This is a genomic window from Desulfitobacterium sp., assembly GCF_982384815.1.
In genome coordinates this window covers 1-11,663 of the sequence record NZ_CEVWNY010000101.1, presented here as the reverse complement: position 1 = coordinate 11,663, position 11,663 = coordinate 1, and the positions used below count along the sequence as shown (strand labels likewise).

9 protein-coding genes are annotated in these 11,663 nt (G+C 43.5%); all 9 read left to right on the top strand.

The window, feature by feature from the left end:
- The coding region (gatA, locus tag AC1U9U_RS13015; protein ID WP_479960980.1) for an Asp-tRNA(Asn)/Glu-tRNA(Gln) amidotransferase subunit GatA at window positions 1–1,177 on the top strand (1,177 nt) is incomplete at its 5' end.
- The gene (gatB, locus tag AC1U9U_RS13010; RefSeq protein ID WP_479960979.1) at window positions 1,177–2,631 is read left to right on the top strand and encodes an Asp-tRNA(Asn)/Glu-tRNA(Gln) amidotransferase subunit GatB; all 1,455 of its coding nucleotides are present in this window, start codon (window positions 1,177–1,179) and stop codon (window positions 2,629–2,631) included. The genes gatA and gatB, both read left to right, overlap by 1 nt.
- A 382-nt stretch (window positions 2,632–3,013) precedes the next feature.
- On the top strand, window positions 3,014–4,162 hold the full coding sequence (nifV, locus tag AC1U9U_RS13005) for a homocitrate synthase (protein WP_479960978.1): 1,149 nt from the start codon (window positions 3,014–3,016) through the stop codon (window positions 4,160–4,162).
- A 44-nt stretch (window positions 4,163–4,206) separates the two neighbouring features.
- The gene (locus AC1U9U_RS13000; protein ID WP_479960977.1) at window positions 4,207–5,418 is read left to right on the top strand and encodes an NADP-dependent isocitrate dehydrogenase; all 1,212 of its coding nucleotides are present in this window, start codon (window positions 4,207–4,209) and stop codon (window positions 5,416–5,418) included.
- Window positions 5,419–5,623: 205 nt separating this feature from the next.
- Window positions 5,624–5,839, top strand: coding sequence for a heavy-metal-associated domain-containing protein (locus AC1U9U_RS12995; protein WP_479960976.1), 216 nt, complete (start codon window positions 5,624–5,626; stop codon window positions 5,837–5,839).
- 17 nt (window positions 5,840–5,856) lie between these two features.
- Entirely contained in the window at window positions 5,857–7,713 is a 1,857-nt protein-coding gene (locus AC1U9U_RS12990; protein ID WP_479960975.1) for a heavy metal translocating P-type ATPase, read from the top strand.
- A 26-nt stretch (window positions 7,714–7,739) separates the two neighbouring features.
- Entirely contained in the window at window positions 7,740–8,285 is a 546-nt protein-coding gene (locus AC1U9U_RS12985) for a hemerythrin domain-containing protein (RefSeq protein WP_479960974.1), read from the top strand.
- A gap of 935 nt (window positions 8,286–9,220) precedes the next feature.
- Window positions 9,221–9,973, top strand: a complete 753-nt coding sequence (locus AC1U9U_RS12980) for a CPBP family intramembrane glutamic endopeptidase (protein ID WP_479960973.1) — start codon at window positions 9,221–9,223, stop codon at window positions 9,971–9,973.
- Between the two features lie 154 nt (window positions 9,974–10,127).
- Complete coding sequence (gene rlmD / locus AC1U9U_RS12975; protein WP_479960981.1) at window positions 10,128–11,552, top strand: 23S rRNA (uracil(1939)-C(5))-methyltransferase RlmD; 1,425 nt, start codon at window positions 10,128–10,130, stop codon at window positions 11,550–11,552.
- Window positions 11,553–11,663 lie beyond the last annotated feature (111 nt).

Sequence of the window (11,663 nt, the reverse complement as noted above, 5' to 3'; positions counted from 1 at the left end):
TCCGCCCTATGATGCTACAGTAACACAGCGATTATATGAGGCCGGAGCAATCCTTTTAGGCAAGCTTAACATGGATGAATTTGCCATGGGTTCTTCAACGGAGAACTCGGGATTTAACATCACGCGCAATCCTTGGGATTTGAAGCGGGTACCCGGAGGTTCATCCGGAGGTTCCGTAGCTGCTGTTGCTGCTGATCAAGCGGTTTATACCCTTGGCTCGGATACAGGTGGCTCGATTCGTCAACCGGCGTCCTTTTGCGGTGTAGTTGGTCTAAAACCAACCTATGGGCTGGTCTCCCGTTACGGACTGATAGCTTATGCTTCCTCTCTTGATCAGATCGGACCGGTTACCAAAACTGTAGCAGATAATGCCTTGGTATTGAATGCGATCAGCGGGCATGATGACCAAGACTCCACTTCCGTTTTTTTCGAGAAGCCGGATTATAAGCAGTTTCTAACAGAAGATATTCGGGGTATGCGGATCGGTGTGCCTAAAGAATATTTTGGTCAGGGAATGGATTCCCAGGTAGAATCAGTGCTTAGGGAAGCTATCCGTACTTATGAAAATCTGGGAGCCATCGTGGAAGAATGCTCGTTGCCCCATACGGAATACGCTATGCCGGCTTACTATCTGATTGCCACTGCAGAAGCCAGCTCCAACTTGGCTCGTTATGATGGAGTCCGCTATGGCCATCGCACAGAAGCACCGGAGGATGTCATCGGCATGTTCGGCAAAACCCGGGCGGAAGGCTTCGGCTCTGAGGTAAAACGACGGATCATGCTCGGCACCTATGCCTTAAGTGCCGGATATTATGATGCTTACTATCTGAAGGCTCAGAAGGTGCGAACTCTGATTATTCAGGATTTTGATCAGGCTTTTGCCAGATTTGATGTACTCCTTTCCCCTACAGCTCCGACGCCCGCTTTCCGCATCGGAGAAAAGTCTGATGATCCCCTTACTATGTATATGTCCGATGTCTGTACCGTCCCAATTAACCTTGCCGGGATACCTGCTTTATCTATTCCTGCCGGGTTTGTAGACGGATTGCCGGTGGGTATGCAGTTAATGGGGAAACATTTTGCTGAAGGAACCCTTTATAAAGCGGCCTACGCTTTTGAGAAAAACACCCCCTTCCATACGGTAAAACCTAGTCAGCCTAAAGGTGGGGTACGCTGATGAGTATTTCCGATCGTTACGAGATGGTCTGTGGTGTGGAAGTTCATGTAGAGCTGGCCACCAAGACTAAAATTTTCTGTAATTGTTCCACGGAATTTGGCGGTGAGCAAAATACCCATGTTTGTCCGGTTTGTTTGGGACTGCCCGGTGTTTTGCCTGTTTTAAACCGGGAGGTCGTTAATCTTGCCATTAAGGCCGGACTGGCTTTAAACTGTGAGATTGCCGATTACTCCAAATTTGACCGCAAAAACTATTTTTACCCGGATGCTCCTAAGAACTTTCAGACCTCCCAATACGACCTGCCCATTTGCAAGACGGGGTGGTTGGAATTTGAAGTGGATGGAGAGAAGAAGCGAGTAGGTATTACTCGTGCCCATATGGAAGATGATGCGGGGAAGCTGGTTCACAGTGGTGGGACTATCTCTACTTCCCAAGAGTCTTTTGTCGATTATAACCGGACAGGCGTTCCGCTTTTAGAGATCGTATCTGAACCGGATATGCGCTCAATTCCTGAGGTGGTAGGTTTCTTAGAGGAATTGGTACGGGTTATTCAATACACCGAAGTCTCGGATTGCCGGATGGAACAAGGCAACCTGCGCTTTGATATCAATGTTTCCCTACGGCCTAAGGGTCAAAAAGAATTTGGGACTCGCACAGAGACGAAGAACCTTAACTCTTTCAGCTCCGTACGGCGCTGCTTGGAATATGAGCTAGAGCGTCAAGCGCGTATTTTAGATGCTGGGAAAGAGGTCATCCAAGAAACCCGGACTTGGGATGAAGGAAAAGGAGAAACCCTCTCTTTGCGTTCCAAAGAGGAAGCCCATGATTACCGCTACTTCCCGGAGCCTGATTTGGTGCCTTTAGTCATCGAACGGGAATGGGTGGAAGAAATCCGTAAGACACTCCCGGAATTGCCCGCAGCTCGTCGGGAACGCTATAAATCCTTAGGGTTGACGGAATATGATGCAAGTGTATTAATTTCGTCTAAGAGCATGTCGGACTTCTTTGATGAAGCCCTAAAAAGCTTTAATGATGCTAAGACCTTGGTCAACTGGGTAATGGGAGATTTTACGCGCCTGCTTAATGCCAAGCAAATTGGGGTGGAAGAGTCACAGCTTAAACCGTCGCAGCTTGCGGAACTCCTGACGTTAATCGAAAAGGGAACCATCAGCGGTAAGATTGGCAAAACCGTCCTCGAAGAGGTGTTTGAAAGCGGTAAAGATCCTGAAACGATCGTTAAGGAAAAGGGATTGGCTCAAATCAGCGATACATCAGCTTTACTGAAGTTGGTAGATGAAGTGATTGCGGCCAATCCCCAGTCCGTAGAGGACTTTAAAGCCGGGAAAGAAAGGGCCATCGGCTTCTTGGTAGGGCAGATTATGAAGGCAACCAAAGGCCAGGCCAACCCCGGTGTTGTAAACAATCTGCTTAAGGAGCAACTCGCTAAACTATAACTGAAACAGGGGTAACTGAAACAGGGGGACAGGTTCCTTGTTTCATTCATTTCCCGAACGGATTGTCATCCTGAATGCAGTGAAGGATCTTCTCAGTACTAGGGGAGACCTTTAGTATTCCGCTGCTTTCCTGACTCCTATAATCAGTGTCAAGATCCTTCGCTAATGCTCAGAATGAAGTTTAACAACTAATGCTCAGAATGACGTTACGGGCTTCCTTTCCTGGGTTTTACAGGAAGGGAAGCTTCATTTTCATAAATGCACTTAAGTATACAGTATTTGTGACTTAGAATAGTACATCATGTCACGAGTTTATGTTAGTATAGGGTTTGATATGAACTATTAAATGAATAATGCCAAATGGCTAAGGAGCTGAAGAGTCGTGGTAAAAAAACATTTAACGATTGTAGACACGACATTGAGAGATGGAGAGCAAACGGCCGGAGTAGTATTCTCCAACCAAGAGAAAATGATGATAGCCCGGTTGCTGGATGATCTCGGTGTACACCAGATCGAGGCCGGGGTACCGGTCATGGGTGGGGATGAACAGAAGGCTATTAGTGATATTGTTAAAATGGGTTTAAAGGCAAGCATTATGGGTTGGAATCGTGCCGTAATTTCGGACATCGAAGCCTCCATCGCCTGTGGAGTTGATGCTGTCGCAATATCCATTTCCACTTCTGATATTCATATTGAACATAAACTAATGACTACTCGGGAAGATGTTCTGGCAAGAATGGTGAAAGCTACAGAATTTGCAAAGAAAAATGGTCTTTATATTTCGGTAAATGCTGAGGATGCTTCGCGTTCCGATATGGATTTTCTTCTGGAATTTGCCCGACAAGCTAAGAATGCCGGAGCAGACCGGCTCCGTTACTGTGATACAGTAGGAATACTCGATCCCTTTACAACCTTTGAGCGAATTGCTAAGCTTAAGGAAAATATCGATATCGATGTTGAAATGCATACTCATAATGACTTCGGTATGGCTACCGCCAATGCCTTAGCAGGAGTAAAAGCTGGGGCAACTCATGTTGGTGTAACCGTCAATGGCTTAGGAGAAAGAGCGGGGAATGCAGCTCTTGAAGAAGTGGTAATGGCTCTTAAGCATCTCCTCGATACTGACTTAAATTTTGCTACTGGCCGCTTCGTAGAAGTTTCTGAATTCGTGGCCAGAGCCTCCGGACGGTATGTTCCCGCTTGGAAGGCTATTGTAGGAAGTAACATGTTTGCCCATGAATCCGGAATTCATGCCGATGGGGCTTTGAAAAATCCTCTTACTTATGAAGTATTTAAACCCGAGGAAGTGGGCTTGGAACGCCAAATTGTTATTGGTAAACACTCGGGGACAGCAGCCATCAAAGCCAAGTTCCGCAATGAGTATGGAAAAGATATTTCAGAACAAGAGGCAGATGAACTCTTAAGACGGGTCCGGGAATTTGCCGTAGATATGAAACGCTCCCTTTTTGATAAGGAACTTATGTATATCTATGAAGACTTGCAAAGGGAGAAAGATAAGCCTCAGTTTTAAGAGCTAGAAAATAAACTTAAGACAATAAGCAATAGGAGGAAGGCATGCAAAAAATTCAAATGAACGTTCCATTGGTAGAGATGGACGGAGACGAGATGACTCGAATTATCTGGAAGTACATCAAGGAGATTCTACTTTACCCTTATATCGACCTGAAAACCGAGTATTATGATCTTGGACTTGAAAAAAGGGATGAGACCAACGATCAAATCACTATTGATGCGGCTATGGCCAATAAAAAATACGGCGTGGCAGTAAAATGTGCAACAATTACGCCCAATGCCCAAAGGGTAGAGGAATATCACCTTAAGGAGATGTGGAAAAGCCCCAATGGAACTATCAGGGCGATTCTTGATGGAACCTTATTTCGTGCACCCGTCCTTGTAGAAGGTGTTACTCCTTTGGTACCTACTTGGAAAAAGCCCATAACCATCGCCCGTCACGCTTATGGTGATATCTATAAGAATGTTGAGTATCGAGTAGAGGGCCCCGGTAAGGCGGAGCTTGTTTTCACCAATGAAAAAGGTGAGGAATCCCGCCAGACCATTCACGAATTCCAAGACAAAGGCGTCCTTATGGGGATGCACAACCTGGATGGCTCCATTCAGAGCTTTGCCAGAGCTTGTTTCAATTACGCTCTGGACGTAAAGCAAGATGTATGGTTCTCCACTAAAGACACCATCTCCAAAAAGTATGACCATACCTTTAAGGATATTTTCCAAGAAATCTATGATGAAGAGTATAAAGAAAAATTTGAAGCTGCTAATCTTGAATACTTCTATACCCTAATCGATGATGCAGTAGCACGGGTTATTCGCTCAGAAGGGGGATATATCTGGGCTTGTAAAAACTACGATGGGGATGTTATGTCAGATATGGTCGCTACTGCCTTTGGTAGTTTAGCGATGATGACTTCTGTTTTAGTATCACCGGATGGGAATTTTGAATATGAAGCAGCACATGGTACAGTAACACGGCATTATTACAAGCACCTTAAAGGGGAAGAAACCTCGACTAACCCCATCGCCACCATTTTTGCCTGGACCGGTGGCCTAAGAAAGCGCGGAGAGTTGGATGGCCTGAAGGATCTGGTTGAGTTTGCTAATCAATTGGAAGAGGCTTCCCTTAAGACTATAGAAGCTGGGATTATGACCAAAGACCTAGCCATTATCTCATCTCTGCCCAATAAGAAAGCGGTTACCACCGAAGTTTTCCTGCAAGAAATTAAGAAGACTTTAGACAGCATACGTTCCTAGTTGAATAATGGGGGCAGGTATCTTGATTCGTCTTAGCTATAAAGGTTTGAATATCTTATTTAAAAGAGGCCAGCGGCCTCTTTTTTTTGATTAATCAGAAAAAAGTTATAAATTAATTTCCAAAATTTGATTTGGATCAAAGTGTTTATCTTCAAAAGCATTTATAGTATAGACATACCAAATAAATCTAGAGGAGGTGATCATTATGACAAACAAAACTTATCAACTAGAGACAATTTCTTGCCCAAGTTGTATTGTCAAAATCGAAGGGATGCTGAAAAAGACAGTGGGTGTCATTAACTCAGAGGTTCTGTTCAACACTTCAAGAGTGAAGGTATCCTTTGACGAAAGTGTGATTTCATCAGAAGAAATCAAAGGTAAAATCGATAAATTGGGCTACAAAGTTCTGGGCGAAAAATAGGTGGAGGGGGTATCCGTATGTTGAAGCTAACGAAAAGCCAACTCATTTTAATATCCGGGGTACTCATCACGATCTCCTATATATTAAAAGTTCTCATCGGATATGAAGCTATTACCATCATCCTCATGTTGGCGACAACCCTATTTGCGGGTACCCCTATTTTCAAAAAAGCAATTGGAGCCATAAGGTACCGTATCGTAGGGATTGACGCTTTGGTAACCATCGCAGTCACCGGGGCAGTAATTATCGGTGAATACTGGGAGGCCGCTGCAGTAACCTTTCTTTTTATGTTGGGGGATTATCTGGAGGCAAGAACTATCGAAAAAACCAGATCTTCCATCAAGGCCTTGCTGGATTTAGCCCCTGATAAGGCGAGAGTAAAAAGAGATGGGATTGAAATAGAGATTACTCCTGAGGAAGTTGTAAAAGGCGACTTGGTTGTGGTTAAGCCGGGGGAAAAAATCTCCGTGGATGGTACTGTTATTGAAGGAAGTGCCTATATCAATCAGGCAGCCATAACCGGAGAGTCCATTCCCGTAAGTCGAACTGTGGATGAAACCGTATTTTCCGGTACTATTATTGAATCCGGCTATCTGATCATCAGGGCAGATAAAGTAGGAGATGATACAACCTTTGCCAGAATCTTGGAAATGGTAGAAGAAGCTCAGGATAAAAAAGCAAAAACTCAGAAGTTCCTCGAGAAGTTCTCCCGTTATTACACCCCTGCGATTATAATTTTGGCCATAGTTATCTATCTAGCTACCAAGGATTTGGTATTAGCATTAACCCTTCTTGTCATAGCCTGTCCCGGTGCCCTGGTTATCTCCACCCCTGTATCCATTGTGGCCGGGATCGGTAATGGTGCCAAGCATGGGGTACTGGTCAAGGGCGGCGAGATTATGGAGAAGCTGGGAACCGTTAAAGTAGTAGCATTTGATAAAACCGGAACTTTGACTATAGGTAAACCATCCGTAACCAGAATTATAGCTTTTGGAATCCCCGAAAATGAATTATTAAGGCTTGCAGCTATCGGGGAATCTTATTCGGAACACCCCCTAGCTAGGGCAATTGTTAGCAAGGCAAAATATCTACTGGGCGAAATCCGCCAGGTTCCCGAGAATGCGGAGATCATTACCGGACAAGGTCTAAAATTCGGCTTTAACGGAGAAATGTATTATATCGGCAATCGAAAGCTATTTGAAACCAACGGAATCAGTGTAGCTGAGCATGAGGATTATCTTAGAGTTGAAGAGAAAAAGGGACAAACTACGGTAATTATTGGTAATAAGAAAGGCGTTATTGGTGTAATATCAATTGCAGATGTTGTAAGGGACGATGCCAGGAACTTAGTTGTCAAACTCAAATCTTTAGGCATAAAAAAAGTAGTAATGTTGACTGGTGATAATCAGAGGGCCGCTAAAGCAATAGCGGAGGAAATAGGACTTGATGAGTATTTCAGCGAACTGCTTCCTCAAGATAAGGTAAGGGTACTGAATGAGCTCCAGGAAAAATACGGAAGGGTAGCAATGGTCGGCGATGGCGTAAATGATGCACCGGCACTGGCCTCGGCCGATTTAGGGATTGCCATCGGTGGGGCCGGAACCGATGTTGCCATGGAGACCGCAGATGTGGTGCTTATGTCGGCAGAGATTAGGAAGCTTTCCTACGCGATGGGCTTAAGCCGGGCCACGGTAATCAATATGAAACAAAATATCTCCTTTGCCCTATTTGTAGCTGCGTTACTGCTAGCGGGAGTATTAATCAAAACGGTCAATTTGTCCTTCGGCATGTTGGTTCACGAAGTGTCAGTATTATTAGTAATAATTAATGCAGCCCGCTTGCTCGGGTATAAGGAAAAGCTAATCAATAAATGAAATAATTAAATAAGGAGGGGAACTTAATGATGTATGCAAGTGAAGATCTGATAAATGAACATGAGGGTGTTCTTCTAGGGCTGAACATTCTTGAGAAAATGGCCGATAAGCTCCAGGAGTATAAAGAGGTTGAGACCAGTGAAATTGGGGAAATTGTTAATTTCCTAAGACTATTTGCCGATAAGTGCCATCATGGGAAAGAAGAAGGCCTTATGTTTCCTGCGATGGAAAAGGTGGGAGTTTCCAAAGACGGAGGACCTATAGGCCAAATGCTTCTGGAGCATAATGAAGGTAGAAAATACATTGCGGCGATGGGGACTTCAATCGAAACGGAAACCTTGCAAAAAGATGAATTTGTCCAAAGTGCTAGGGGTTACATCGCTCTGATGCGGGCTCATATTAATAAAGAAAATAACGTTTTATTTCCGTTAGGTGATAAAATGCTCCCCATGGATCAACAAAAACGACTGCTAGAGCAATTTGAAGAATTTGAGGGGGAGGTAATGGGAAAAGGAACTCATGAAAAACTCCACGAAATGCTTCATCATTTTAGGCATAAGTATCTTGGATAAGAGAACGGAGCAAACAAAACAACTGTCATATGAGTGACAAGCAGAAAGCTTTAACTCTCGGCAGTTGTTTTATTTATAAGCAATTAAGATTTTCTTAAGGTTTTGTTTATTAATACTTAAAATCTCTCCGTCATAATGAGTCATGAGATAATTCTACGGAGGTACTCATTATGGAAAGTAATTGCCTATATATAGTCTTAACCAGAACTAACACGTTCATCTCAAAGTTGATCCGGATGTTTAAAAAGGATGAATATACCCATGCGGCCATCTCCTTTGACAAAGATTTAGAGCAAATGTACAGTTTCGGAAGGCGCAATCCATATACAAGGAGCTACTGGGCCAATTCATTGTTAATAAGGATTTTTACAAATATAACTACACTGGTCTCTTAAATAGTTTATTGGGCAAGCCCTCCTGTTATGAAGATCGCTTCTTATGTTCCGAGTTTGTGTATTGTATCCTTAAAGAAAGTGGGGTTATTAATTTAAATATTCCGCGAAATCTTGTCCGTCCTCAAAGCTTACTAAGCGTAGATGGTAAGGTCATATTTCAAGGTGATCTTAAAAGGTTTAAGCCCAAAGATATTAGCGATTTGCCTGGGGAAGAGGTCAGGAATAGCTGGTTTGATGTTATTTTCCAGTAGCACATATCTTTATCCCTAATCCCAATACCCTAGGTCCCATTCCTCTTGGGTTACTTTCAAGGTTTGTCACCCTAGGAAATAGCAATAACCCAGAGGCTATCGTGCAGATTGGAATTATCTCTAGGGGCAATGGAGAGCGGGGCGCTTCCGATTTCAACTATGCATGGTGTTGTCTTTACGCGGTAATAGACACTTTCAGTCCTTTCGTTTAAAATGAGTAAAGAACAACTGTAATGAGCAGAAGAATTCATCTGCTCACGAAAGACTATAAGGCTAAGGAAGAATATAAATGGACAAAAAGACTAAAAAAGTTGTAGATAAAGTGAAAAATGCTAAGCAAACTATGGATAGAAGTTTGCCGATTCCTCCTCGCCGTCCGGAATGGAATGTTTGGCAGGGGCTTTTTTTATTGCTGATCATCTATATTATAGAGTTATTTCTAGGGTGGCTTAGAACTCCCAAGGATTTAGATCAATTAGAGGGGTTCTTTCGCTTCTTGACCGTTGGGATGGGAGAGGCCCTACTCTATCTTGCTATACTGCTAGTTTTTTTCAGGCTTATCAAAAGACCTTTGCGCGAATTAGGACTGGTAAGGCCTCGCTTTCGCTATATTATCCTTGGGCTACTGATGGGTGTTTTTCTTCTAGTGGCAGTGGGCTTATTGGGTAACTTTTTAGCCGGTAAATTAGGAACACCTGCCCCACAAAGTTTTACTCTTGTTCTGATGGGTATCCAATATAACTGGCAATTGATATTACTTATTCTGCTTGGAGGAGTGATTGCTCCGATTAAAGAAGAAGTTTTCTTCCGAGGGGTTTTTTATCCGCCCTTTCGCCAAGAATATGGGAGAGGTAAAGGAATTCTTTTAACGGCAGGATTGTTTGCTCTCCTTCATTTCGATGTGGTGAGGTTCATACCTTTACTTGTGGGGGGAATTGTCCTGGCTTGGCTCTATGAAAAGACGAGCAGCATCTGGCCTTCGATAATTGCCCACGGGACCTGGAATACTCTCATGGCCTTAATGGTGTGGATTCAAAGGTAATGGAATTAGTGAAAAAATAACACTTAAGTCCTAATGTTGGATTAGAAAATCGATGGAGTAGATGATAGTAATGCAAATTTAGAATATCTGAAATTTAGGAGGAAAAGACTTCGTGTATCAAAAAGCCAGACAATATGGCCAGAAGAAAAAAGTACTGTCAAATATAAGCACCGAATTTGGGCAGAAGTCTAATCTAGAACGGGTTATTGAAATAGAATGTCTACGTTTGGCTTCGGATGGAGCGGGTGTGGGCTATCATGAAGGAAAAGCAACCTTTGTGCCGGAACTTCTGCCCGGTGAATTAGGACAAGTTCAGATAGTTGAAGAAAAGAAGAACTGGCAGCGGGGTAAGCTCCTATCCATTCGTAAAGGTACTGTGTCAATTCAGCGCGTCGATGCCCCCTGTACAGTCTTTGGAATTTGCGGTGGATGCCGGCTTCAGCACCTAAATTATGAGGAAACGCTACTTTGGAAGCAACGCTGGGTAAAAGATGCTCTTTCGCGGATCGGCAAAATTGATATAGATAAAGTGAATGTTCATCCAACCATAGGCATGGAGGAGCCTTGGCGTTATCGCAATAAAGCTAAAATTCACTGCAGTGAGGATAGGAAGGTTGGTTATTATCAAGAAAAGAGCAACTCGAGTGTTCGCTTTGATGATTGCTTATTGATCAGTGAATCTATGAATCATTGGATTAAAGAACTGGAAGGCATCCTACATAAAGAAGTGCCCGAAATTAAAACCCTTACCCTTCGCGAAAACTCTCGGGGAGAGGAAATGTTGATTCTTGATCCGGTATATGATGCAGAAAGAGTTCGAGAAACTTTAGGGAGAATAGCGTGGACTAATGGCTTAATACAGGGAACTAGGCCTAGTGGAGATGATATTCGGTTAGAGGATAATAAGTATAAATCAGAGGAATCAAAAACTGGAAAGGGTAGAGAAGAAGGACAAGAAAGGATATCCTCTATTTGGGGGATAAATGCTCAGGGAAAGCCGGAGTTAATTTGGGGAGAAACCGATTTTACGGAGGAAATTCTAGGCCAGGAATTTAACATATCGCCACTAGCCTTTCTTCAGGTCAATCCGATTCAGACGAGAAAGCTATATGCTAAAGTGCTGGAATGGGCGGATTTATCACCGGAGAAAGTGATCTGGGATCTTTACTCAGGCATCGGTACCATTACTTTACCCCTGGCGAGGAATGCTAAAAAGGTCTGGGGAATCGAAGAAAACCCTTACGCTGTAGCGGATGCCAAGGTCAACGCTGAACATAATCAAATAGGAAATGTAGAATTTATTGCCGGCAAAGTAGAGGATACTTTTCAACAAATTCCTGAACAGCCAGACGTTGTCGTTCTCGACCCCCCTCGTGCTGGTGCCGATCGTAAGGTTCTAAAAGGGCTAATTGAACTTCGGCCAAAGAGAATAGTTTATGTATCCTGTGACCCGGGGACTTTGGCGAGAGATCTAGGTATTTTGCAGGGCGAAGGCTATCAGGTGCATGAGGTGCAGCCTGTGGATATGTTCCCTTGGACGAATCATGTGGAGACCATTTGCTTGATGTCTAAGAAATAAAGCCCGGAAAGCCTTGAAGATACTAGGTTTTATAAAATGAAAGTGAATCTGTCTACTCGACCTAAGCCCTTGATATGTGTACGTGGAAACATATCGAGGGTATATTTTTGT

What these genes read in the sequence shown, in the direction of transcription:
- gatB (WP_479960979.1), top strand. Translation starts at nt 1,177, where the DNA reads ATGAGTATTTCCGATCGTTACGAGATGGTCTGTGGTGTGGAAGTTCAT.
- AC1U9U_RS13000 (WP_479960977.1), top strand. Translation starts at nt 4,207, where the DNA reads ATGCAAAAAATTCAAATGAACGTTCCATTGGTAGAGATGGACGGAGAC.
- AC1U9U_RS12995 (WP_479960976.1), top strand. Translation starts at nt 5,624, where the DNA reads ATGACAAACAAAACTTATCAACTAGAGACAATTTCTTGCCCAAGTTGT.
- AC1U9U_RS12990 (WP_479960975.1), top strand. Translation starts at nt 5,857, where the DNA reads ATGTTGAAGCTAACGAAAAGCCAACTCATTTTAATATCCGGGGTACTC.
- AC1U9U_RS12985 (WP_479960974.1), top strand. Translation starts at nt 7,740, where the DNA reads ATGATGTATGCAAGTGAAGATCTGATAAATGAACATGAGGGTGTTCTT.
- AC1U9U_RS12980 (WP_479960973.1), top strand. Translation starts at nt 9,221, where the DNA reads ATGGACAAAAAGACTAAAAAAGTTGTAGATAAAGTGAAAAATGCTAAG.